Origin of the sequence: Niveispirillum sp. KHB5.9, assembly GCF_048066115.1 — a bacterium.
Lineage (GTDB): Bacteria > Pseudomonadota > Alphaproteobacteria > Azospirillales > Azospirillaceae > Niveispirillum.
The window spans coordinates 271,187-295,336 of sequence record NZ_JBLTYX010000004.1 but is presented as its reverse complement, the minus strand read 5'-3'; the positions used below and the strand labels follow the sequence as shown (position 1 = coordinate 295,336).

Sequence of the window (24,150 nt, the reverse complement as noted above, 5' to 3'; positions counted from 1 at the left end):
TTGGGGGATTCCGGATGGATAACAATGGGCTGGTAGAGGTATGGGGTACCGGTCAGGCTTTCGCCGTAGGTCAGGTCGAGCCAAAGGCGAGCCCTGACATTCATTGGCACCGTCGCTTGTCAGGGCTCAGAGCTCTGCCCCTCGACCTGACCCACGGTTCCTCTACTACCGCATCGCGCGCAGTACCGGCCCTTCCGCCCCATCCTCCAGCACCAGATCGCGCTGCGCCAGGGCGGTGCGCAACTGTTCCACCCCGCCGACATGGCGCAGGTCCAGCACGGCGCTGGTGCGTGACAGGCTGGTCACCTTGGCCTGGGTGACGGTGCTGACGCTGGCCAGGCGCTTGCGCACCGACTGCCAGCCGGCCTGATCGGCGAAGCTGACGGTCAGGACCATGCCGGCCTCCGACCCCGCCGCGATCTGGGTGGCGGCGGTCCAGCGTTCCTCGAACCGGTGGGTCACCGCCTCCACCGCGGCGCGCAGGGTGGGGTTGGCCTGCACGGCGCCGGGCACGGCGGCCGGATCGGCGGGCAGCGGCGACTGGGTCAGGGTGAAATGTTCTGCCCCGCCATGGACGGGATGCAGGCTGACATTGACGGTCAGGCCGGTTTCCGCTGTGCCGGTGGCCACCACCACGGCGACATCACCGGCCTTGTACCGGTCGGCAATGCGGCGCAGCGCCCCTGCATCACCGGCCAGCGCCTGTTCCACGCCGATATCGGCCACGTCCGCCGCCTCGCCATAGGGTACGGTGACGGGCACCAGCCCGCCCTGCTGCGGGGCCAGATCGGCCCAGGCCTGGCGCCAGCCCGTCTCCGCCTGCCACAGCACGGGCGTCCCGCCGCCCTGGTCCACGGGCAGGGTCAGCACCGGCTTGGACCGCACCTCGGCATAGGAGACGCCGTTGGCGCGCAGGTAATTGCGCACCGACGCGGCGTTGAAGCGGATGGCCAGCCGACCGACATAGCGGGTAGCCGATGTCCGCTCCTCCTGGATCTCGAAGCTCTGCACCATGCGCTCGATACTGTCGGACGCCACGGGCGGCAGGGCGGTGCGGGCGCCGTCGACGGTCAGCCGGTCGAACAGCAGGTCGAACGCCTTGCGCTGTGCCTCGCGCACGCCCTGGTCGCGGGCGACATTGGCATTGCCGGACGAGATGTCGACGCGCACGTCACGGATGGTGAACAGGTCGTCCGCCCCCTGGCCGGCAGCGGGCAGGGCGAGTGCCACCGCGACCAGGGCGGCGGACAGGCTTTTGCGCAGGGCGGGGGTGCGGATGACCGGCATTGCCTTGAGTTCCGATGTTGCTATGTTCGGCGCCAAATCCGGGGGGCGGCGACCGTATAACGCTTTCTACCGCACCCCGGCTCCCTTACGCCAGCAGCGAGGACCAGGGCATGAGCAGCTATTCCTATCGGGATGCGGGTGTCGATATCGACGCGGGCAACGCGCTGGTCGATGCGATCAAGCCTTTGGCCAAGTCCACGGCCCGTTCCGGCTCCGATGCCGGGCTGGGCGGTTTCGGCGCGCTGTTCGACCTGCGGGCCGCCGGCTTCCACGATCCGCTGCTGGTTTCCACCACCGACGGCGTGGGCACCAAGCTGAAGGTCGCCATCGATGCCAACAAGCATGACACGGTCGGCATCGATCTGGTCGCCATGTGCGTGAACGATCTGGTGGTGCAGGGGGCGGAACCGCTGCTGTTCCTGGATTATTATGCCACGGGCAAGCTGGACGTCACCGCCGGCCGCGCCATCGTCGCCGGTATTGCCGAGGGCTGCCGCCAGGCCGGTTGCGCCTTGGTGGGCGGTGAGACGGCGGAGATGCCGGGCATGTATGCCCATGGCGACTACGATCTGGCCGGCTTCTCCGTCGGTGCGGTCGAACGTTCCCAGGTGCTGGTCGGCGACAAGGTCGCGGCCGGCGACGTGGTGCTGGGCCTGGCCTCGTCGGGCGTGCATTCCAACGGCTATTCGCTGGTGCGCAAGCTGGTGGGCGTGTCGGGCCTGACCTATGACAGCGCCTGCCCCTGGGATGGGTCGCGCAGCCTGGGCGACGCGCTGCTGACGCCGACCCGCATCTATGTGAAGTCGGTCCTGGCCGCCGTGCGCGCCGGCACCGTCAATGCGCTGGCTCATATCACGGGCGGCGGGTTGATCGAGAATATTCCGCGCGTCCTGCCCGATGGTCTGGGCGTGGACCTGGACGCCGCCAGCTGGGACCTGCCGCCGGTGTTCAACTGGCTGATGAAGACCGGCAATGTCGAGGCGGCGGAAATGGCCCGCACCTTCAATTGCGGTATCGGCATGGTCGTCGTGGTCCCGGCGGACAAGGCCGACGAGGCCGCCCGCATCCTGACCACCGGTGGTGAGAATGTGAAGCGCATCGGCACCGTCGTGCCGCGCACCGGCGATGGCCACCGCGTGGTGATCTCGGGCCTGGGGCGCTGGTCGTGAGGCTGCGCCTGGGCGTCCTGATCTCCGGCCGGGGCAGCAACCTCCAGGCCCTGATCGACGCCGCCAGGGACCCGGATTTTCCGGCGGAGGTGGCGATCGTCATCTCCAACAAGCCCGACGCGCCCGGCATGGAACGGGCGCGCGCCGCCGGTATCGCCACGGAGGTGATCCGGCCCAAGGATTATGCGGACAAGCCGGCGCATGAGGCCGCAGTGACGGCGGCCCTGGCGGAGGCCGGTGTCGGGCTGGTCTGTCTGGCCGGCTATATGCGCCTGCTGTCGCCCTTCTTCGTGGATTGCTGGTACGACAGGCTAATCAATATCCACCCCTCGCTGCTGCCCGCTTTTCCCGGCCTGGAAACCCATGCCCGCGCCATTGAGGCCGGTGTGCGCTTCCATGGCTGCACGGTGCATTATGTGCGGGTGGAGATGGATACGGGACCCATCATCGTGCAGGCCGCCGTGCCCGTGGCCGATGATGACACGCCGGACTGTCTGGCCGCCCGCGTGCTGGAGCAGGAGCACCGGGCCTATCCACTGGCCGTGCGGCTGATAGCGGAGGGGCGGGTGACGGTGGAGGGCAACCGCGTGGCGGTGCGGGGCGCTGGGTTGGCGGATGCGGTGATCGGGCCGTTGGCTTAACATCGTAGACAAGGTCAGGTCGAGGCGTGAGCCGAGCCCTGACAGAAACGGATTTCCAGCAATGCCGTCAGGGCTCGCCGTTGGCTCGACCTGACCTACGGAACAGCCATGCCCCATATCCGCCCCGCCACTTCCGCCGACCTCCCCTTCATCCACAGCCTCGCCCCGCGTCTGGCCGGCGTGGCCGACCTGCCCTGGCGCAGTGCGGATGAGGTGATGCGGTTTCAGCGCAGTTTCATGCATGAGACGCTGGAGGCGCCCAAGCCGGGGGCGGTGACCCTGGTGGCGGAGGATGAGGCCGGAACGAAGCTGGGCTTCGTCCATGCCGAGCCGATGCTGGACATCTTCACCGACAATCTGGCCGCCTATATACCGCTGCTGGCCGTGGCCGAGGCGGCGGAAGGGCATGGGGCGGCCAAGGTGCTAATGGCGGCGGTGGAGGATTGGGCCAGACGGCAGGGATATGCCTCCCTGTCGCTGGATGTCTTCGCCAGCAACAGCCGCGGTCGCGCCTTCTATGAGCGACAGGGATATGGGGAGGAGACGCTGCGGCTGGTGAAGGACATTCGGTAGCACCCCCAACTGTTCTAGAGCCCCTTGTCAACCGCCCCACCAACCCTTACACAATCGCGCAGAATTCCATTTTCGTCCCGGGGAGCAGAACATGGCCGGCAATCACGGTCCCGCAGTGGTCAGCGACAAGCTGGTGAAGGAGCATGCCGAGGGCTGGCACGCGTTCACCCGCTTCACCACGATCGGCGTCATCGCCGTCGTCCTGTTCCTGCTGATGATGATGCTGCATTTCTTCATCGGCTGGGGTTACGCCATGCTGTTCATGGTGCTGAGCTATGTCGTGCTGGCCATTGCCGCTCTGCTGGGCAAGGTCTGACGGTACGCTGTTCCCTCAGGCGCCGGGCGCCGCCTCCGGCGGCTTGACTCACGGCACCATGGGGTGCCGGGCCGCCGCTCGGCGGCCTTGAAACACAGCGTGTTTGATGTGGAAAAGGGCCGCCGGCATCGCCGGGCGGCCCTTTTTTCGTCTGTGACAAGACCGTAGTACGCCTTTGGACGGGTTCAAGCCCTTGAAGGGGGTGTTTTGGTGTGCCACGTTAACGCCTGACGCCGTCAGGGCCGTTTCTTCCGTGCCCAATTGGGGCGGGCGGCCTGTCCAGGCCCAGTGGGGCTGGCGGCATGGATATAGAAGGTTGACCCAAGATGTTGGACATCCCCCGCGGTGTTCTCTACCCGGTTCTCCCGCTGAGAGACATCGTCGTCTTCCCGCACATGATCGTCCCGCTGTTCGTGGGCCGTGAGAAATCGGTCCGCGCGCTGGAAGATGTGATGAAGGATGACAAGCAGATCCTGCTGGTCACCCAGAAGAACGCTTCCCAGGATGATCCGACCCCGGCCGACATCTTCTCCGTCGGCACCATCGGCACCGTTCTCCAGCTCCTGAAGCTGCCCGACGGTACGGTGAAGGTGCTGGTGGAGGGCGGCAAGCGCGCCGCCATCACCAAGTTCGGCGACAATGAGGAATTCTTCCAGGCCTATGCCGAGCTGATCGACGAGAAGGTCGGCGAGCAGCAGGAACTGGAGGCGCTGTCCCGCGCCGCCGTGTCGCAGTTCGAGCAATATATCAAGCTGAACAAAAAGATCCCGCCCGAGGTCCTGGTTTCCATCAACCAGATCGAGGAGCCGGGCAAGCTGGCCGACACCATCGCCAGCCATCTCCAGCTGAAGATCCCCGAGAAGCAGCAGTTGCTGGAGACCCCGACGGTCGCCGAGCGGCTGGAGCGGGTCTATGCCTTCATGGAAGGCGAGATCGGCGTTTTGCAGGTGGAAAAGCGCATCCGCAACCGCGTGAAGCGCCAGATGGAGAAGACGCAACGCGAGTACTATCTGAATGAGCAGATGAAGGCCATTCAGAAGGAGCTGGGCGAGGGCGAGGACGGCAAGGACGAGGTCGCGGAGATCGAGGAGAAGATCGCCAAGACCAAGTTCAGCAAGGAAGCCCGCGAAAAGGCCCTGGCCGAGGTCAAGAAGCTGCGTACCATGAGCCCGATGAGCGCCGAGGCGACCGTCGTGCGCAACTATCTGGACTGGATGCTGTCCATCCCCTGGAAGAAGCGCAGCAAGGTCAAGAAGGACATCAAGGGTGCGGAAACCATCCTGAACGCCGACCATCACGGTCTGGAGAAGGTCAAGGAGCGTATCCTTGAGTATCTGGCCGTGCAGCAGCGCATGGACAAGGTGAAGGGCCCGATCCTGTGCCTGGTCGGCCCGCCGGGTGTCGGCAAGACCTCGCTGGGCAAGTCGATCGCCAAGGCCACCGGCCGCAATTTCGTGCGCATGTCGCTGGGCGGCGTGCGGGATGAAGCCGAAGTGCGCGGTCACCGCCGCACCTATATCGGCTCCATGCCCGGCAAGGTCATCCAGGGCATGAAGAAGGCCAAGACCTCCAATCCGCTGTTCCTGCTGGACGAGATCGACAAGCTGGGCGCCGACTGGCGCGGCGACCCGTCCTCGGCCCTGCTGGAGGTGCTGGACCCGGAGCAGAATTCGACGTTCAGCGACCATTACCTGGAGGTCGATTACGACCTGTCCGACGTGATGTTCGTCTGCACGGCCAATTCGCTGCGCATGCCGCAGCCGCTCTTGGACCGCATGGAGATCATCCGCCTGGCCGGCTACACCGAGGATGAAAAGGTGGAGATCGCCAAGCGCCACCTGATCGCCAAGCAGGTGACCGACCATGGGCTGAAGCCGGGTGAGTTCACCATCACCGACGACGCCCTGCGCGACCTGATCCGCTATTACACGCGGGAAGCCGGTGTGCGTTCGCTGGAACGCGAACTGGCCAATCTGGCGCGCAAGGCCATCAAAGAGATTCTCATGAAGGGTCTCGACAAGGTGAAGGTCACGCCCAAGAACCTGGAAAAGTTCGCCGGCGTGAAGCGCTTCCGATTCGGCGAGGCCGAGTTGGAGGATCAGGTCGGTGCGACCACCGGTCTGGCCTGGACCGAGGTGGGTGGGGAGATCCTGACCATCGAGGCGGTGATGCTGCGCGGCAAGGGCCGCATCCAGACCACCGGCAAGCTGGGCGACGTGATGAAGGAATCGGTGCAGGCGGCCGAATCCTATGTGAAGGCCAATGCGCTGAAGTTCGGCATCAAGCCGACCCTGTTCGAAAAGCGCGACATCCATGTCCATGTGCCGGAGGGGGCCACCCCGAAGGATGGCCCGTCGGCCGGCGTGGCCATGATCACCACCATCGTGTCCGTCCTGACGGGAATCGCCGTCGCCAAGGACATCGCGATGACCGGTGAGATCACCCTGCGCGGCAAGGTCCTGCCCATTGGCGGCCTGAAGGAGAAGCTGCTGGCGGCTCTGAGGGCGGGAATCAAGCGCGTGCTGATTCCCAAGGATAATGAGAAGGATCTGGCCGAAATCCCGGATAACGTCAAAAAGGGCCTGACCATCACCCCGGTTTCAACCGTAGATGAGGTTATTGCCCATGCCCTGGTCACCGCTCCGGTCGGAATTGAGTGGTCCGAGCCCGAAGAAGTGGCCCAGGTGCCCGGAAAAGCTGGGGATGAGGACCGTGACGGCGTGATTCGGCATTGAAGTGCGTCGGGAAATCGTGTGAATTGGGTTCCCGCCGCCACCCGCACAAATCCTTGTGTTGGCGGCGGAACCTATCCTGAATGCCTGGGAATATTTTTCGGGCAGGTGCAACCGTTACTCTCTTGATGAGGGGGGCCTTAAGTGAACAAGAACGATCTCGTTGCCGTGGTCGCCGAAGCGGCTGGTTTGTCCAAGGCGGACGCGAATAAGGCCGTGGATGCGGTCTTCGATGGGATCACCGGCGCGCTGCAGAAGGGCGACGAAGTGCGGCTGGTCGGTTTCGGCACCTTCGCGGTGGCCGAGCGCGCCGCTTCCGAGGGTCGTAACCCCCGTACCGGTGAGAAGATCTCCATCGCTGCCAGCAAGCAGCCGAAGTTCAAGCCCGGCAAGGGCCTGAAGGACGCGCTGAACTGAGCGACGACCGGTTGGGAAGCCCGGCGTTAGGCCGGGCTGACTGACAGCGGATGAAACGGGCTGCCGCAAGGCACGCCCGTTTTTCTGTTTCTGGTGCGCTTTCGTTTTCCTCAAGCGCCGGCGCCGCATCCGCGGCTTGGCTTCACGGCGCATGTGCGCCGCGGCGGCAGTCGCCGCCGAAGTGGTTTTCCAGGTACGAGGAAAACCACTCCAGTGCGCGGACGCCCAACTTCCCTGTTGACCCCACCGTTCGCGCCGCTATTGTCCCGGCCACGGATGGCGTGGGCGGTTAGCTCAGCGGTAGAGCATCGGTTTTACACACCGCAGGTCGGGGGTTCGATCCCCTCACCGCCCACCATCCCTCTCCAATCTTCATACCCATATCGGATGATCCACCTGTCGCAGGGCGGGGGGAAAGGGTATGATCGCGTCCAGGCCGTTCCTGGCGGCCGCTGGATGGGGGGAAGGCGCTTCGTGACCGATTCCGCTGATCGTCGCCTGGGCGACCGTATTCTGGCCGCGCTGGAGCTGGCCATCGACCAACAGGAATTGGAAATCGCCGAACAGCTCTGGCGGGCGCTGGAACTGGCGCTGAGCCGCTATGGCGGCCCCGACGCGGTGGAGAAGCGCGACCCGCCGGCAGCGCTGGACGACGCTCTGGACCGGCTCCTGGCCCTGCGCCATGCGAAGGGCGGCTGATCTCTCCCGTAGGTCAGGTCGAGCCGCAGGCGAGCCCTGACGCTTCTTTGCGCCGCCGCTTGTCAGGGCTCCCTGCGGCCCGACCTGACCTACATAGGCGGTCATTATAACCCGTGCCAGACGGCGATTTCATGTTTGACAAGGGTGCCGGGGTCGAATATACACCCGCCCACCTCAGCGGCGGCGGGGCTGGAAACGGTCGCGGCGCTGTTGGAAAAGTTTGCGGGTGTAGCTCAGTTGGTTAGAGCGCCGGCCTGTCACGCCGGAGGCCGCGGGTTCAAGTCCCGTCACTCGCGCCACTTTCCAGAGGTTCAGGATCGACCTGACAATCGATCCGTCGCTGTGCGGGTGTAGCTCAGTTGGTTAGAGCGCCGGCCTGTCACGCCGGAGGCCGCGGGTTCAAGTCCCGTCACTCGCGCCATCCCTTGTGGTGGCCCGTCCGGGAGAGGACGCTAACTTCTTCCACCCTGCGCGGGTGTAGCTCAGTTGGTTAGAGCGCCGGCCTGTCACGCCGGAGGCCGCGGGTTCAAGTCCCGTCACTCGCGCCACTTTCCCTTGCCAAGTGCGACAAATCGCCTTGACCCGATCAGGGTTGTGGAACTTTAAAAAACCCCATAAAAAATTCGTATTTTGAAATTGCATTTCCCATACGTGGATATGCTGATTTTCAACTGTTTTGCGGCCATCCAAATCGGCCGCGCGCCTGGCGCCGTTATGTAATCCATGCAACGCAACACTGCCTTGCCGCGCCGCACCAAAACGCTGGAAGCCCAGCAATTCCACCTAGTTGCGAACGTTTCTCAACCCCGAAAATGACGTAATTCGCTTTCCTTCCGGCGCGGACGGGGCCTATATTCCCGTGGGCTCCGGGGTACCCCGGGCGGCCTTCCTGGTCCATGAACCGCCCGCGGTTGTGACATGACGATCATCGGCCCGATTGTTCGGCCCGACGCATTGCCGTGACGCAACGCCGGGCTGAACCGGTGTGACGATGTCCGATCCGATGTCCAACCCGCTGCTGTTGCAGTATCTGCCGATCCTGGTCTTCCTCGCCATCGCCACGGTCGTGGCCGGCGCGATGATCGCCGCCTCCATGGTGGTCGGCAAGCAGAAGCCCGATGCCGAGAAGCTGTCCGCCTATGAGTGCGGCTTCGAAGCGTTCGAGGATGCGCGCAGCAAGTTCGACGTCCGCTTCTACCTGGTCTCCATCCTGTTCATCATCTTCGACCTGGAAGTGGCCTTCCTGTTTCCCTGGGCGGTCGCCCTGGGTGATATCGGCATGTTCGGTTTCTGGTCGATGATGGTGTTCCTGGGCATCCTGACCATCGGCTTCATCTATGAATGGAAGAAGGGCGCGCTGGAGTGGGAGTGATCCCTGATCCGGTCAGCCTGGGAGCGATAAAGCCATGAGCAGCAATCTCATCACCACCAACACCAGCCCTCTGCCGCCGGGTCCGGCGCAGGAGGCGTATCTGAACGCCGTCACCACCGAACTGAACGACAAGGGCTTCCTGGTCGCCAAATATGACGACCTGCTGAACTGGGCTCGCACCGGTTCGCTGTGGCCGATGACCTTCGGTCTGGCCTGCTGTGCGGTGGAAATGATCCACGCCTACATGGCGCGTTACGACCTGGACCGGTTCGGCGTGATCCCGCGTCCCAGCCCGCGCCAGTCCGACGTGATGATCGTGGCCGGCACGCTGTGCAACAAGATGGCTCCGGCGCTGCGCAAGGTCTACGACCAGATGGCGGAGCCGCGCTGGGTGATCTCCATGGGCAGCTGCGCCAATGGCGGCGGCTATTATCACTATTCCTATTCGGTGGTGCGCGGCTGCGATCGCATCGTGCCCGTCGATATCTATGTGCCGGGTTGTCCGCCCACGGCGGAGGCGCTGGTTTACGGCATTCTGCAATTGCAGAAGAAGATCAAGGGCGGTAACCGCCTGATCCGCGCCTGATCTGCTGGAACGAGGACGCTTGAGATGAGCGACGAGGCTCTGAAGGAACTCGGTGACTATATCGGCGGCGCACTGGGTGCGGCCATCGTGAAGACCGAGATCGCCCATGGCGAGCTGGCCCTGACCCTGACGCGCGAGGCGCTGTTCAAGGGCATCCAGTTCCTGCGCGACGATTCGACCACCCATTGCGAGCTGCTGGCCGACATTGCCGGCGTGGATTATCCCGACCGCGCCGAGCGGTTCGAGGTGGTCTACAATCTGTTGTCGGTGAAGCATAACCACCGCGTCCGCGTAAAGGTCGCCACCGACGAGGATACGCCCGTCGCTTCCATCGTCTCCCTCTACCCGGTCGCCGGCTGGTTCGAGCGCGAGGCCTGGGATTTGTACGGCATCTTCTTCGCCGACAATCCCGACCTGCGCCGCATCCTCACCGACTATGGTTTCGAAGGCCATCCGCTGCGCAAGGACTTCCCGCTGACCGGCTTCGTCGAGCTGCGCTACGACAATGAGCAGCGCCGCGTGGTCTATGAGCCGGTGAAGCTGACGCAGGATTTCCGCAGCTTCGACTTCCTGTCGCCCTGGGAGGGCATGACGGACGTCCAGCTGCCGGGCGATGAGAAGGCCGTCATTCCGCTGGCGGCCCGTCCCGCCATCGCGGACAAGCGTTAAGGGAGCCGGCAAGCATGGCTACGACCAACGTCGCGACCGAAACCGGGCTGTCCCTGTCGACCGGCGCCAGCCAGGGCGAAGTGCAGATCAAGCCCTTGACCATGAATTTCGGTCCCCAGCATCCGGCCGCGCACGGCGTGCTGCGTCTGGTGATGGAGATGGATGGCGAGATCGTGGAGCGGGCCGATCCGCATATCGGCCTGCTGCATCGCGGCACCGAAAAGCTGATCGAGTACAAGACCTATACCCAGGCAACGCCCTATTTCGACCGGCTGGACTATGTGTCCCCGATGTCGATGGAGCATAGCTGGGTGCTGGCGGTGGAGAAGCTGCTGGGCATCACCCCGCCCAAGCGCGGCCAATATATCCGCGTGCTGTTCGCGGAAATCACCCGCATCCTGAACCATCTGCTGAATCTCACCACCTTCGCGCTGGACGTCGGCGCCATCACGCCCGCCCTCTGGGGCTTCGAGGAGCGTGAGAAGCTGATGGAGTTCTATGAGCGTGTGTCGGGTGCCCGCCTGCACGCCAATTATTTCCGTCCCGGCGGTGTGAACCTGGATCTGCCGGCCGGTCTGGCCGACGATATCGGCGCCTATTTCGACACGTTCCCCAAGTTCATCGCGGACCTGGAGGGGCTGCTGACCGAGAACCGCGTGTTCAAGCAGCGCACCGTCGATATCGGTGTCGTATCGGCCGCCGATGCGCTGGCCTGGGGCTTCACCGGCCCGATGTTGCGCGGCTCCAACGTGGCCTGGGACCTGCGCAAGTCGCAGCCCTATGACAGCTACGAGGAATTCGACTTCGACATTCCGGTGGGCCTGACGGGCGATTGCTACGCCCGTTATCTGGTCCGCATGGAAGAGATGAAGCAGTCGATGCACATCGTCCGTCAGGCGCTGGACAAGCTGTCCAAGACGCCGGGTCCGGTGAAGGTGAATGACCGCAAGGTCACCCCGCCGAGCCGGGGCGAGATGAAGCGTTCGATGGAAGCGCTGATCCACCATTTCAAGCTGTACACCGAAGGCTACCACGTGCCCGCCGGCGAGACCTATACGGCGACCGAATCGCCCAAGGGTGAGCTGGGCGTCTATCTGGTGTCCGACGGGACGAACCGCCCGTACCGCTGCAAGATCCGCCCCACGGGCTTCTCGCACCTGCAGGCGATGGATTTCATGTCCAAGGGCCACATGCTCGCCGACGCCGTCGCGATCATCGGCTCCATGGACATCGTGTTCGGAGAGATTGATCGATGAGTGCCGCCCATTCCCATGGCCCCGCCGGGACGGAGCCGACCAGCTTCGAATTCACGCCCGAGAATATCGAGCTGTCCAAGCGCATCATCGCCAAGTACCCGGAAGGCCGCCAGCAGAGCGCGGTGATGCCGCTGCTCGACTTGGCCCAGCGCCAGTGCGGCGGCTGGCTGCCCAAGGTCGCCATCGATTATGTGGCCCACTATCTGGACATGGCCCCGATCCGGGCGCTGGAAGTGGCCAGCTTCTACACGATGTACAATCTGAAGCCGGTCGGTAAGCACTTCGTCCAAGTCTGCACGACGACCCCGTGCTGGCTGCGCGGGTCGGACGAGGTGCTGCATGCCTGCGAGAAGAAGCTGGGCATCAAGGCCGGCCAGACCACCGATGACGGACAGTTCACGGTGATCGAGGTCGAATGCCTGGGTGCGTGCGTGAACGCGCCCATGATGCAGATCGGCGACGACTTCTATGAGGACCTGACGGCGGAAACGACCGAGAAGGTCCTGGACGCGCTGGCGCGCGGGGAAAAGCCGGCGACCGGCCCGCAGAACGGCCGTATCCGGGCCTGTGCCTCGGGCGGCCCGACGTCGCTGACGGAATCGGCCATCAAGGCGGGCGTGAAGCCCGCCGGCCAGGCCTGAGGAGGGTGAACCATGCTTCGCGATGAAGACCGCATCTTCACCAACCTCTACGGTTTCGAGAGCCCTTTCCTGGAAGGCGCCAAGGCAAGAGGCGACTGGGCTGGCACCAAGGACATCCTGGAGCTGGGCCGTGAGAAGATCATCGAGCTGGTGAAGGATTCGGGCCTGCGCGGCCGTGGCGGCGCCGGCTTCTCCACCGGCATGAAGTGGTCCTTCATGCCCAAGACCAGCAACGGCCCCGTCTATCTGGTGGTGAATGCCGACGAGGGTGAGCCCGGTACCTGCAAGGACCGGGAAATCATGCGCCATGATCCGCACAAACTGATCGAAGGCTGCCTGATCGCCGGTTTCGCCATCGGCGCCACCGCCACCTACATCTATATCCGTGGCGAGTTCTATTACGAGGCCGCCAATGTCCAGCGCGCCATCGACGAGGCCTATGCCTCGGGCCTGATCGGCAAGAACGCCTGCGGCACCGGCTATGATCACGATGTCTACCTGCATCTGGGGGCGGGCGCCTATATCTGCGGTGAAGAGACGGCGCTGATCGAAAGCATCGAGGGCAAGAAGGGCCAGCCGCGTAACAAGCCCCCGTTCCCCGCCATGGCCGGCCTTTACAGCCGCCCGACGACGGTGAACAACGTCGAATCCATCGCGGTGGTTCCCACCATTCTGCGTCGCGGTTCCTCCTGGTTCGCGAACCTGGGGCGTCCGAAGAACAGCGGTACCAAGCTGTTCTGCGTGTCCGGCCATGTGAACCAGCCGGCGACCGTGGAAGAGGAGATGGGCATCCCCCTGAAGGAGCTCATCGAGAAGCATTGCGGCGGCGTGCGTGGCGGCTGGGACAATCTGCTGGCCATCATCCCCGGCGGCTCCTCGGTTCCGCTGCTGCCCAAGGAAATCTGCGACACGGTGCTGATGGATTTCGACAGCCTGCGCGAGGTCCGGTCGGGCCTGGGTACGGCGGCCGTTATCGTCATGGACAAGTCCACGGACATCGTGAAGGCCATCGCGCGCCTGTCGAAATTCTACATGCATGAGAGCTGCGGCCAGTGCACGCCGTGCCGCGAGGGCACGGGCTGGATGTGGCGCGTCATGGAGCGCTTGGTGAAGGGCCACGCCCATGTCGAGGAGATCGACATGCTGCTGGACGTCACCAAGCAGGTCGAAGGCCACACCATCTGCGCCCTTGGCGACGCGGCTGCCTGGCCGATCCAGGGTCTGATGCGCCATTTCCGCCCGGAAGTGGAGCGTCGCATCCTGGAATACCGCACGCACGCCGAACGCGGCGCGCGCGTGGCGGCAGAGTAAGGCGGGGGTTAAGAGGATATCATGCCCAAGCTAACCATCGACGGCGTCGAAATCGAAGTCGCCCCCGGTACCTCGGTGCTTCAGGCCTGCGAGCAGCTCGGCATCGAAGTGCCGCGCTTCTGCTATCACGAGCGCCTGTCCGTGCCCGCCAATTGCCGCATGTGCCTGGTGGAAGTAGAGCGTATGCCCAAGCCGGCCGCCAGCTGCGCGCTGCCGGTGGGCGAGGGCATGGTCGTCAAGACCAACACGCCCAACGTCCACAAGGCCCGCAAGGGCGTGATGGAATTCCTGCTGATCAACCATCCGCTGGACTGCCCCATCTGCGACCAGGGCGGCGAATGCGACCTGCAGGATCAGGCCGTCTCCTACGGCTATGACCGCAGCCGCTTCGAAGAGAACAAGCGCACGGTCAGCGACAAGTATATGGGTCCGCTGATCAAGACCTATATGACCCGCTGCATCCAGTGCACCCGCTGCATCCGCTTCGTGGATGAGATCGCGGGCGTGCCGGCCCTGGGCGGTCTGGCGCGTGGCGAGCATCTGGAGATCACCCCGGCCCTGGAAGCCGGCGTGAATTCGGAAATGTCGGGCAATCTGGTCGATGTCTGCCCCGTGGGTGCGCTGACGTCGAAGCCCTACTCGTTCAACGCCCGTCCGTGGGAACTGCGCAAGACCGAGAGCATCGACGTCATGGACGCGGTGGGCTCCAACATCCGCATCGACGCCCGTGGTGGTGAAGTGCTGCGTGTCCTGCCGCGCCTGCACGAGGATGTGAACGAGGAATGGATCAGCGACAAGACGCGCTACGCCATTGACGGTCTGAAGCGCCAGCGTCTGGACCGCCCTTATGTGCGTGGTGCCGATGGCAAGCTGAAGCCCGCCACCTGGGCGGAGGCGTTTGCCGCCATCAAGGCGCGCGTGGCCGGTGTCGACGGGCACAAGATCGCCGGTATCGCCGGTGATCTGGTCGATGTCGAAAGCACCGTGGCGCTGAAGGACCTGCTGATCGGTCTGGGTTCGGGCAACATGGATTGCCGTCAGGACGGGGCGACGTTCGATACCGCAACCCGTGCCGGCTACATCTTCAATTCCGGTATTGCCGGGATCGAGAATGCCGACGTGGTGCTGCTGATCGGCACCAACCCGCGCTGGGAAGCGCCGCTGGTGAATTCCCGCATCCGCAAGACCTATCTGACCGGCAAGCTGAAGAAGGTTGCGGTCATCGGTCAGAATATCGACCTGACCTACCCGACCGAATGGTTGGGCAATTCCGGTTCGATCCTGAAGGATCTGGCTGCCGGCACGCACCCGTTCGCGGAAGTGCTGCGCAACGCCAAGAACCCGATGATCATCCTGGGGGCTGCGGCGCTGCGCCGCGGCGACGGCCCGGCCGTGCAGACGACCGCCCGCCAACTGGCCGAGAATGTCAACGCCGTGCGCGACGACTGGAACGGCTTCAACGTCCTGCATCTGGCCGCCGGCCGTGTCGGTGCCCTGGATGCCGGCTTCCTGCCCGGCCCCGGTGGCCGTGACCTGGGCGGTATCCTGGCCGGTGCGCAGAAGGGCGAGATTGAGGTCGTTTACCTGCTGGGTGCCGACGAGATCGAGGCCGACCGTTTCGGCAAGGCCTTCGTGATCTATCAGGGCCATCATGGCGACCGTGGCGCCCATCGCGCCGACGTCATCCTGCCGGGTGCCGCCTACACGGAAAAGCACGCCACCTACGTCAGCACCGAAGGCCGCGTGCAGCATGCCCGCCTGGCCGCCTTCCCGCTGGGTGAGGCGCGCGAAGACTGGAAGATCCTGCGCGCCCTGTCGGCGGAACTGGGGCAGGCGCTGCCCTATGACACGCTGGCCCAGCTGCGTCAGCGTCTGGCGGCATTGAACCCGGTGTTCAGCACGCTGGACCGTCTGGTCCCGGCCGCCTGGGGTGCCTTCGGTGGGGACGGGGCCGTCGCCGACGCGCACTTCACCTCGCCGGTGGAGAATTTCTACATGACCGATCCGATCAGCCGTGCGTCCCAAACCATGGCCGAATGCACGGAAGCGTTTCTGAAGCCGGCCCTGGCGGCCGCGGCGGCGGAGTAAGTGACGATGTCGGAAATTCTGGCTCAACTCGGGGCATTCTGGGCCGACCTGCCGCTGATCGTGCGCATCGTGGTGGGTATCCTCACCATCGTCCTGCCGCTGATGATCGGCATGGCCATGCTCACCTATTTCGAGCGCAAGGTGATGGCCGCGATGCAGCTGCGCCAGGGCCCGAATCTGGTCGGCCCCTTCGGCCTGCTGCAGCCGTTTGCCGACGGCCTGAAGCTGGTGGCCAAGGAAACCGTGATCCCGACCGGCGCCAACCGCGCCGTGTTCGTGGGTGCGCCGATGCTGACTTTCCTGCTGGCGCTGGTCTCCTGGGCGGTGATCCCGTTCGGTGACGGGCTGGTGCTGGCCGACATCAATGTCGGCGTGTTGTACCTGTTCGCGATCTCCTCGCTGGGTGTGTACGGCATCATCATGGCCGGCTGGGCGTCGAACTCCAAATACGCCTTCCTGGGTGGCCTGCGCGCCGCCGCACAGATGGTGTCGTACGAGGTTTCCATCGGCCTCGTCATCATCACCGTCCTGCTGTGCGTGGGCTCTCTGAACCTGTCGAAGGTGATCGAGGCACAGAAGACTGTCTGGTTCTTCATCCCGCTGTTCCCGATGTTCATCATCTTCTTCATCTCGGCGCTCGCCGAGACGAACCGCGCCCCGTTCGACTTGCCGGAAGGCGAGTCCGAGCTGTCGGGCGGTTTCAACGTCGAATATTCGTCGATGACCTTCGCCCTGTTCTTCCTGGGCGAATACATCAACATGATCCTGATGAGCGCGATGACATCCATCCTGTTCCTGGGTGGCTGGCTGCCGCCCATGGACATCGCGCCGCTCAACTGGATCCCCGGTCCGCTCTGGTTCATCGCCAAGATCTGCTTCGTGCTGTTCTGCTTCATCTGGGTGCGCGCCACGCTGCCGCGCTACCGGTATGACCAGCTGATGCGTCTGGGTTGGAAGGTGTTCCTGCCTTTCTCCCTGATCTGGGTGGTGCTGACGGCCGGCGTGCTCGTCTATTTCGATCTGTTGCCGAACTGAGATTTGGTAGGGGCGGGGTGACCCGCCCGATATTGGAGGTGTGTGATGGCCTTGCTCGACCGTACGGCGCGCGGCCTGTTCCTGGTGGAACTCGTGAAGGGACTGGCGCTGACCTTCAGCTACATGTTTCGTCCGCGGGTGACCCTGAACTATCCGTTCGAACGTGGCCCCACCAGCCCGCGCTTCCGCGGCGAACATGCGCTGCGCCGCTACGCCAATGGCGAAGAGCGCTGCATCGCCTGCAAGCTGTGCGAGGCCATCTGTCCCGCACTCGCCATCACCATCGAGGCCGAACCGCGTGAGGATGGCAGCCGCCGCACCACGCGCTACGACATCGACATGACGAAGTGCATCTATTGCGGCCTGTGCCAGGAAGCCTGCCCGGTGGATGCCATCGTGGAAGGTCCGAACCTGGAATTCGCCACGGAGACCCGCGAGGAGCTGTACTACAACAAGGACAAGCTGCTCGCGAATGGTGACCGCTGGGAGGCCCAGATCGCGGCCAACCTCACGGCCGACGCGCCCTACCGTTGATTTCGACGATGGCCGGTCATCCTGCCATCTCCCGTCCTTCGCTCGGAGTATCCTCCGTGACCCAGTACCCGATGACCACAGCGCCGGAGGCGGCGTAACATGACCCTGACCGCTGTCGCATTCTATGCGTTCGCCATCGTCCTGCTGGCATCCGCCGTGCGGGTGATCACGGCCAAGAATCCCGTGCACTCGGTTCTGTTCCTGATCCTCGCCTTCTTCAACGCCGCCGGCCTGTTCGTGCTGATCGGCGCTGAATTCGTGGCCATGATCCTGGTCATCGTCTATGTCGGCGCGGTGGCGGTGCTGTTCCTGTTCGTGGTGATGATGCTCGACATCAATTTCCAGGAACTGCGGCAGGGCTTCATGCGCTACATGCCGGTGGGGCTGGTTGTCGGCGCCATCCTGGCGGTGGAGCTGGTGTTCCTGGCGGCGACGCAGCTGGCCGGCGGCCCCGTGGGCGGCCAGGCCAACAATTCGCCCATCCCGCCGCTGGATCAGGTCACCAATACCGAGGCCATCGGCCACATCCTCTATACCGACTATGTGTACGCCTTCCAGGTCTCCGGCCTGATCCTGCTGGTCGCGATGATCGGCGCCATCGTGCTGACCCTGCGGTCGCGCCCCGGCGTCCGTCGCCAGCAGATCGGCCAGCAGCTTGATCGCAAGCGGAGCGAGGTTGTGCAGGTACGCAAGGTTCCGACGCGGGGGGGCGTCTGATCATGGAATTCGGCGAAATCGGCCTGGCGCATTACCTGACGCTGTCGGCCATCCTCTTCACCATCGGCGTGTTCGGGATTTTCCTGAACCGGAAGAACGTCATCATCATCCTGATGTCGGTCGAGATGATCCTTCTCGCCGTCAACATCAACCTGGTGTCCTTCTCCGTCTATCTGAACGACCTGGTGGGTCAGATCTTCACCATGTTCATCCTGACCGTTGCCGCGGCGGAAGCCGCCATCGGCCTGGCGATCCTGGTGGTCTATTTCCGCAACCGCGGCACGATCGCGGTCGAAGACATCAACATGATGAAGGGTTGAGGCGGGCATCATGGAAATCGCTGCCATCTTCCTGCCCCTGTTGGGCGCCTTCATCGCCGGGTTCTTCGGGCGCATCATCGGCGACCGCGGGGCCCAGATCGTCACCTGCGCCGGTGTGCTGACCGCGGCTGTCCTGTCGATCATCCTGTTCACGCAGGTTGGTTTCGGCGGGCATGAGGCCGCGCGCACCATCGAGCTGTTCACCTGGATCAACAGCGGCACCTTCGAGGTGTCCTGGTCGCTGCGCGTCGACACGCTGACCGCCGTCATGCTGGTCGTCGTCAACGGTGTTTCGTCCATGGTGCATGTCTATTCGGTCGGCTACATGAGCCACGACCCGCACCGGGCGCGCTTCATGGCCTACCTGTCGCTGTTCACCTTCATGATGCTGATGCTGGTGACCGCCGACAATCTGTTGCAGATGTTCTTCGGCTGGGAAGGCGTGGGCGTTGCCTCCTACCTGCTGATCAATTTCTGGTACGAGAAGAAGAGCGCCAACGACGCCTCGATGAAGGCGTTCCTGGTGAACCGCGTGGGCGATTTCGGCTTCGCGCTGGGCATCATGGCCATCTACATCATCTTCGGCACGGTCGAATTCGACGGCATCTTCGCCCAGGCCGCCGGCAAGGCGGACGCGACCTTCCACTTCCTCTCCTGGGAAGTGCATGCGCTGACCTGCGCCTGCCTGCTGCTGTTCGTGGGTGCGATGGGCAAGTCGGCCCAGCTGGGCCTGCACACCTGGCTGCCGGACGCCATGGAAGGCCCGACCCCGGTGTCGGCGCTGATCCACGCGGCCACCATGGTGACCGCCGGCGTGTTCATGCTGTCGCGCATGAGCCCGGTGTTCGAGTATGCCCCGGTAGCCCTGGAGGTCGTGACTTACCTGGGTGCCGCCACGGCCTTCGTCGCCGCGACCATCGGCCTTACCCAGTTCGACATCAAGCGCGTCATCGCCTATTCGACGATGAGCCAGCTCGGCTATATGTTCTTCGCCATCGGCGTGGGCGCGTATCCGGCCGCCATCTTCCACCTGATGACGCACGCCTTCTTCAAGGCGCTGCTGTTCCTGGGCGCCGGCTCGGTGATCCATGCCATGTCCGACGAACAGGACATGCGCCGTATGGGCGGCATCTGGAAGCTGATCCCGGCCACGTATGTCATGATGTGGATCGGCAATCTGGCCCTGGCCGGCATCCCGTTCTTCGCGGGCTTCTATTCCAAGGACATGGTCCTGGAAGTGGCCTATGCCAAGCATACGGCCGCCGGAACCTTTGCCTTCTGGATGGGCATCGCCGCCGCCTTCATGACCGCCTTCTATTCCTGGCGCCTGCTGATCATGACCTTCCATGGCAAGCCGCGCTCGTCGGAGAAGGTGATGGCCCATGTGCATGAAAGCCCGGCCGTCATGCTGGTGCCGCTGATCGTGCTGTCGATCGGTGCGCTATTCGCCGGTTTCGTCGCCTATCCCTGGTTCGTCGGCCATGACATGGCCCATTTCTGGGGCAGCAGCATCCTGATGCTGGAAGGCGAGCATGGGACGATCATTGAGGCAGCACACCATGTGCCGGGCTGGGTGCCCTATGCCCCGCTGGCTGCCGGCGTGACCGGCATCGTGCTGGCCTATGTGTTCTACATGTTCAGCCCCGGCCTGCCCGGCGCCTTCGTCAACAGCTTCAAGGCCATCCACGGCTTCGTGTTCCGCAAATACATGTTCGACGAACTGTATGACGCGCTGTTCGTGCGTCCGGCCATGAAGCTGGGCCTCGGCCTGTGGAAGAAGATCGATATCGGCGTCATCGACGGGCTGGGCCCGGACGGGGCTGCCGCGGTGACCCGCCGCCTGTCGCTGGCTGCCAGCCGGGTCCAGTCGGGTTACGTGTACCATTATGCTTTCGTTATGGTGATCGGCGTGGTCGCGTTGGCCGGCTGGTTCCTCCTGGCGCGTTGAGGTAGGGAGTCTTTCGAAATGGCCGATGTGCCGATCCTTTCGCTGACGACGTTCCTGCCCCTTGTCGGTGCGCTGTTCATCCTGCTCATTCGTGGTGAGCAGGAGACGGTGAACCGCAACGCCAAGAGTGTGGCGCTGTGGACGTCGATCATCACCTTCATCGTCTCGCTGTTCATCCTGACCGGCTTCGACCCGTCCAACACCGGCTTCCAGCTGGTGGAGGAAGTGGCTTGGCTGCCGGCCTTCAACATCGCCTATATCAAGGGCGTGGACGGCATCTCCATCTGGTTCGTGCTGGCCTCCACCCTGCTGACGCCGATCTGCGTCATGGCCTCCTGGGACGCCGTTGAAAAGCGGGTCAAGGAGTTCATGGTGGCGCTGCTGGTGCTGGAGACCATGCTGATCGGCATGTTCACAGCACTGGACTTCGTGCTGTTCTACCTCTTCTTCGAAGGGGTGCTGCTGCCGATGTTCCTGCTGATCGGCGTGTGGGGCGGCCCCAACCGCGTCTATGCGGCCTACAAGTTCTTCATCTACACCTTCATCGGTTCGGTGCTGATGCTGCTGGCCATCCTGGCCATGTATCTGACGGCCGGGACCATGGATATGCGGGTGATGGTGGACTACCCGTTCGCCAGCAACATGCAGATCTGGCTGTGGCTGGCCTTCTTCATCGCCTTCGCCGTGAAGACGCCGATCTGGCCGGCCCATACCTGGCTGCCGTTTGCTCACGTGGAAGCGCCGACGGCGGGTTCCGTGATGCTGGCGGGCGTGATGCTGAAGATGGGCGGCTACGGCCTGATCCGTGCGAACGTCCAGATGCTGCCGGAAGCCAGCTTCTTCTTTCAGGACGTGGTGTTCTTCATGTCCATCGCCGCCATCATCTACACCTCGCTGGTGGCGCTGGCGCAGACCGACATGAAGAAAATGATCGCCTACAGTTCCGTTGCCCATATGGGTTACGTGTCGATGGGCATCTTCGCCATGAACCAGCGCGGCCTGGACGGCGCGATGTTCCAGATGCTGAGCCACACTTTCGTGTCGGCCGCCCTCTTCCTGTGCATCGGTGTGGCCTATAACCGCCTGCATACCCGCGAGATGGCCGCCTATGGCGGCATGGCCAAGAACATGCCGCGCTATGCGGTGGTCTTCGCCATCTTCATGTTCGCGTCGGTGGGCCTGCCGGGCACCTCGGGTTTCGTGGGTGAATTCCTGACGATGCTGGGCGTGTTCGAGGTCAGCACCTGGTACGGCATGCTGTCGGCCACCGGTCTGGTCCTGGGTGCCGCCTACATGCTGCTGCTCTATCGCAAGCTGTTCTACGGCAAGCTGGAGAAGCCGGAAGTTAAGGCCATGCAGGACCTGTCCCTGCGCGAGGTCGCCTTCTTCGCCCCGCTGGTGGCCATCGTCATCATCATGGGCGTCTATCCGGCCAGCTTCCAGAATGTCTACAACCCGACCGTGGAGAAGATCCTGGCGGACCATGAGGCGTCGCTGAAGGCTGCCGGCCTGATTCAGGCCGATGGCACCAAGACGGCCGAGATGCTGACTGAAACCCCGGCGACCCAGCCGGCGAGCGAGAACTGAGCCATGGCAACCATTCCCGATCTGGCCCCGGCCCTGCCCGAGATCTTCCTGGCCTGCGCAAGCATGGTCCTGCTGATGATCGGCGTGTTCCGGGGTGATGGCAGCCTGCGCCTCGTCTCCTGGCTGACTGTCGCCTCCTTCATCGCCACCGGGTTCCTGCTGTTGCAGGGGCCTGAGGGGCGTGCCGTCACCTTCAACGGCCTGTTCGTGGCCGACAGCTTCGGCACCTTCGCCAAGCTGCTGATCCTGATCGCCTCGTCGCTGGCCGTGATCCTCTCGGTCAATTACCTGGAGAAGGAGCGGGTGGCCCGGTTCGAATATCCGGTGCTGATCGCCCTGGCCACGCTTGGCATGCTGGCCATGGTGTCGGCCAACGACCTGATTTCGCTCTATGTCGGCCTGGAATTGCAGTCGCTTGCCCTCTACGTCATCGCGTCGTTCAAGCGCGACGTGGCCAAGTCGACCGAAGCCGGCCTGAAATATTTCGTGCTGGGCGCCCTGTCGTCCGGTCTGCTGCTCTATGGCTCGTCCCTGGTCTATGGCTTCGCCGGCACCACCAGCTTTGACAAGCTGGCCACGGTGCTGACCGGGGCCGAGGGGGCGCCGTCGGCTGGCGTGGTCATCGGCATGGTGTTCGTCGCCGCCGGCCTGGCCTTCAAGATCTCCGCCGTGCCGTTCCACATGTGGACGCCGGACGTCTATGAAGGGGCGCCGACCTCCGTCACGGCCTTCTTCGCCGTGGCACCCAAGGTGGCGGCCATCACCCTGTTCATCCGCGTCCTGGTCGGCCCGTTCGGCGATCTGGCCGTGCAGTGGCAGCAGGTGATCCAGTTCTGCGCTGGCGCCTCGATGATCGTCGGTGCCCTGGGCGCCATCCAGCAAAAGAACATCAAGCGCCTGATGGCTTACAGCTCCATCGGCCATATCGGCTATGCGCTGGTCGGTCTGTCCGCCGGCTCGGTCGAGGGTGTGCGCGGCGTGCTGATCTATATGGCGATCTACCTCGTCATGAATGTCGGCGTGTTCGCCATCATCCTGTCGATGCGCCAGTCCGGCCGCGCCGTGGAAGAGGTTGCCGATCTGGCGGGCCTGTCCAAGACCCATCCGCTGCTGGCCTTCGCCATGGCGGTGTTCATGTGGTCGCTGGCCGGTGTGCCGCCGGCGGCGGGCTTCTGGGGCAAGTGGGCGGTGTTCCTGCCGGCCATCCAGGCGGGCCTGTATCCGCTGGCCATCGTCGGCGTCATCGCCTCGGGCATCAGCTGCTTCTATTACCTGCGCGTCATCAAGGCGATGTACTTCGATGACGTGACGGAGCCGCTGGACCGCCCGACCCCCACCGCCGGCTTCGTGGTGGCGGGCACGGCTCTGTTCGTCTTCCCGATCTACATCTTCTTCCTGTCGCCCATCACCGCCGGTGCGGCATCCGCCGCCGCTGCCCTGTTCGGGGCCCGGTGACCGGTGTTCCGGACATGATGGCCGGGAATGACCCATCCGTTGAAACGCGGGCAGCCACGCTGCCCGCGTTTTTTCGTCTCGTGGCCCTGGATGAATGCGGCAGCACCAATGACGAGGCCAAGCGCTTGGCCACCGAAGGTGCTATCGAAGGCACAATCGTCTGGGCCAAACGTCAGACCGCCGGGCGTGGCCGTCGCGGCCGGGCCTGGAGCAGTGGCGAGGGCAATCTCGCCTGTTCCCTGATCCTGCGGCCGGGCATGGCACCGGGGCAGGCGGCCCTCACCTCCTTCATCGCCGCCGTCGCGGTGGGGGAGGCGGTGTCGGCGCTGATCGCGGCGCGTGTCACCCTGAAATGGCCCAACGACGTGCTGGTCGATGGGGCCAAGATTTCCGGCATCCTTTTGGAGTCCGAAGCGGGTCGCGGCGGATCGGTCGAATGGCTGGTGCTGGGCGTCGGCATCAATGTCCGGCATTACCCGGACGAAGCGCTGTATCCCGCCACCTCGCTGCTGGCCGCCGGCGCCGATGTCACGGTGGAAAGGGTGCTGGAGGCCTATGCGACATCGTTCCATGCCTGGTATCAGCGCTTCGTGACCCAGGGCTTCGCACCCATCCGTGCGGCCTGGCTGAATGCGGCGCAGGGGCTGGGTGGTGACGTCACGGTGCGGCTGCATGACGAGACCTTCACCGGCCGCTTCGTCGATATGGATGATGATGGTGTGCTGCTGGTCGATACCGGCAGCGGGCTGCGCCGGGTGACGGCCGGTGACGTGTTCTTCCCGACGCAAGGGGGATGA

23 protein-coding genes and 4 tRNA genes are annotated in these 24,150 nt (G+C 64.0%); 26 read left to right on the top strand and 1 reads right to left on the bottom strand.

Features of this window, described 5'->3' with window-relative positions; all coding sequences use genetic code 11:
* Positions 1-165: 165 nt before the first annotated feature.
* Positions 166-1,287: a DUF2066 domain-containing protein gene (locus ACM9HJ_RS10240; RefSeq protein WP_416571614.1), complete on the bottom strand. Its 1,122-nt coding sequence runs from the start codon at positions 1,285-1,287 to the stop codon at positions 166-168.
* Positions 1,288-1,397: 110 nt separating this feature from the next.
* Here ACM9HJ_RS10240 and purM point away from each other — a divergent pair, with 110 nt between their 5' ends.
* The 26 genes from purM (at position 1,398) to ACM9HJ_RS10110 (ending at position 24,150) form a co-directional block, all read left to right on the top strand.
* Positions 1,398-2,456 carry a phosphoribosylformylglycinamidine cyclo-ligase gene (purM, locus tag ACM9HJ_RS10235; RefSeq protein WP_416571613.1) on the top strand — a complete coding sequence of 353 codons (1,059 nt, stop codon included), beginning with the start codon at positions 1,398-1,400 and terminating at the stop codon, positions 2,454-2,456.
* Positions 2,453-3,097: a phosphoribosylglycinamide formyltransferase gene (purN, locus tag ACM9HJ_RS10230; RefSeq protein WP_416571612.1), complete on the top strand. Its 645-nt coding sequence runs from the start codon at positions 2,453-2,455 to the stop codon at positions 3,095-3,097. Before purM ends, purN begins: the two co-directional genes overlap by 4 nt.
* Positions 3,098-3,205: 108 nt before the next feature.
* Entirely contained in the window at positions 3,206-3,670 is a 465-nt protein-coding gene (locus ACM9HJ_RS10225; RefSeq protein ID WP_416571611.1) for a GNAT family N-acetyltransferase, read from the top strand.
* A 91-nt stretch (positions 3,671-3,761) separates the two neighbouring features.
* On the top strand, positions 3,762-3,986 hold the full coding sequence (locus ACM9HJ_RS10220) for a hypothetical protein (RefSeq protein ID WP_416571610.1): 225 nt from the start codon (positions 3,762-3,764) through the stop codon (positions 3,984-3,986).
* Positions 3,987-4,312: 326 nt separating this feature from the next.
* Entirely contained in the window at positions 4,313-6,721 is a 2,409-nt protein-coding gene (lon, locus tag ACM9HJ_RS10215) for an endopeptidase La (protein WP_416571609.1), read from the top strand.
* A gap of 141 nt (positions 6,722-6,862) precedes the next feature.
* On the top strand, positions 6,863-7,135 hold the full coding sequence (locus ACM9HJ_RS10210; RefSeq protein ID WP_094456833.1) for an HU family DNA-binding protein: 273 nt from the start codon (positions 6,863-6,865) through the stop codon (positions 7,133-7,135).
* A 283-nt stretch (positions 7,136-7,418) separates the two neighbouring features.
* Positions 7,419-7,493, top strand: a tRNA-Val gene (locus tag ACM9HJ_RS10205).
* Between the two features lie 116 nt (positions 7,494-7,609).
* Entirely contained in the window at positions 7,610-7,834 is a 225-nt protein-coding gene (locus tag ACM9HJ_RS10200; RefSeq protein WP_416571608.1) for a hypothetical protein, read from the top strand.
* 222 nt (positions 7,835-8,056) lie between these two features.
* Positions 8,057-8,133, top strand: a tRNA-Asp gene (locus ACM9HJ_RS10195).
* Between the two features lie 45 nt (positions 8,134-8,178).
* Positions 8,179-8,255: transfer RNA gene (locus ACM9HJ_RS10190), tRNA-Asp, on the top strand.
* A 50-nt stretch (positions 8,256-8,305) separates the two neighbouring features.
* Positions 8,306-8,382 (top strand) — tRNA-Asp (locus ACM9HJ_RS10185).
* Between the two features lie 455 nt (positions 8,383-8,837).
* Positions 8,838-9,206, top strand: coding sequence for an NADH-quinone oxidoreductase subunit A (locus ACM9HJ_RS10180; RefSeq protein WP_416571716.1), 369 nt, complete (start codon positions 8,838-8,840; stop codon positions 9,204-9,206).
* A gap of 34 nt (positions 9,207-9,240) precedes the next feature.
* On the top strand, positions 9,241-9,792 hold the full coding sequence (locus tag ACM9HJ_RS10175; RefSeq protein WP_416571607.1) for a NuoB/complex I 20 kDa subunit family protein: 552 nt from the start codon (positions 9,241-9,243) through the stop codon (positions 9,790-9,792).
* Between the two features lie 24 nt (positions 9,793-9,816).
* Positions 9,817-10,461, top strand: coding sequence for an NADH-quinone oxidoreductase subunit C (locus ACM9HJ_RS10170; protein WP_416571606.1), 645 nt, complete (start codon positions 9,817-9,819; stop codon positions 10,459-10,461).
* Between the two features lie 101 nt (positions 10,462-10,562).
* On the top strand, positions 10,563-11,717 hold the full coding sequence (locus ACM9HJ_RS10165; RefSeq protein ID WP_416571715.1) for an NADH-quinone oxidoreductase subunit D: 1,155 nt from the start codon (positions 10,563-10,565) through the stop codon (positions 11,715-11,717).
* Positions 11,714-12,358 (top strand): NADH-quinone oxidoreductase subunit NuoE, encoded by a 645-nt coding sequence (gene nuoE, locus ACM9HJ_RS10160; RefSeq protein ID WP_416571605.1) that lies wholly within the window; start codon positions 11,714-11,716, stop codon positions 12,356-12,358. Before ACM9HJ_RS10165 ends, nuoE begins: the two co-directional genes overlap by 4 nt.
* 12 nt (positions 12,359-12,370) lie before the next feature.
* Entirely contained in the window at positions 12,371-13,669 is a 1,299-nt protein-coding gene (gene nuoF, locus ACM9HJ_RS10155; protein WP_416571604.1) for an NADH-quinone oxidoreductase subunit NuoF, read from the top strand.
* Positions 13,670-13,690: 21 nt separating this feature from the next.
* Positions 13,691-15,757 (top strand): NADH-quinone oxidoreductase subunit NuoG, encoded by a 2,067-nt coding sequence (gene nuoG, locus ACM9HJ_RS10150; RefSeq protein WP_416571603.1) that lies wholly within the window; start codon positions 13,691-13,693, stop codon positions 15,755-15,757.
* A gap of 6 nt (positions 15,758-15,763) precedes the next feature.
* Positions 15,764-16,792 carry an NADH-quinone oxidoreductase subunit NuoH gene (nuoH, locus tag ACM9HJ_RS10145; protein WP_416571602.1) on the top strand — a complete coding sequence of 343 codons (1,029 nt, stop codon included), beginning with the start codon at positions 15,764-15,766 and terminating at the stop codon, positions 16,790-16,792.
* A gap of 45 nt (positions 16,793-16,837) precedes the next feature.
* Entirely contained in the window at positions 16,838-17,326 is a 489-nt protein-coding gene (gene nuoI, locus ACM9HJ_RS10140; protein ID WP_416571601.1) for an NADH-quinone oxidoreductase subunit NuoI, read from the top strand.
* Positions 17,327-17,425: 99 nt separating this feature from the next.
* Positions 17,426-18,043 carry an NADH-quinone oxidoreductase subunit J gene (locus ACM9HJ_RS10135; protein ID WP_416571600.1) on the top strand — a complete coding sequence of 206 codons (618 nt, stop codon included), beginning with the start codon at positions 17,426-17,428 and terminating at the stop codon, positions 18,041-18,043.
* A gap of 2 nt (positions 18,044-18,045) precedes the next feature.
* On the top strand, positions 18,046-18,363 hold the full coding sequence (gene nuoK, locus ACM9HJ_RS10130; protein WP_416571599.1) for an NADH-quinone oxidoreductase subunit NuoK: 318 nt from the start codon (positions 18,046-18,048) through the stop codon (positions 18,361-18,363).
* A 10-nt stretch (positions 18,364-18,373) separates the two neighbouring features.
* Entirely contained in the window at positions 18,374-20,311 is a 1,938-nt protein-coding gene (gene nuoL, locus ACM9HJ_RS10125) for an NADH-quinone oxidoreductase subunit L (RefSeq protein ID WP_416571598.1), read from the top strand.
* An 18-nt stretch (positions 20,312-20,329) separates the two neighbouring features.
* Complete coding sequence (locus ACM9HJ_RS10120) at positions 20,330-21,898, top strand: NADH-quinone oxidoreductase subunit M (protein ID WP_416571597.1); 1,569 nt, start codon at positions 20,330-20,332, stop codon at positions 21,896-21,898.
* 3 nt (positions 21,899-21,901) lie between these two features.
* Positions 21,902-23,353, top strand: a complete 1,452-nt coding sequence (gene nuoN / locus ACM9HJ_RS10115; RefSeq protein WP_416571596.1) for an NADH-quinone oxidoreductase subunit NuoN — start codon at positions 21,902-21,904, stop codon at positions 23,351-23,353.
* Positions 23,354-23,367: 14 nt separating this feature from the next.
* Positions 23,368-24,150 (top strand): biotin--[acetyl-CoA-carboxylase] ligase, encoded by a 783-nt coding sequence (locus ACM9HJ_RS10110; RefSeq protein WP_416571595.1) that lies wholly within the window; start codon positions 23,368-23,370, stop codon positions 24,148-24,150.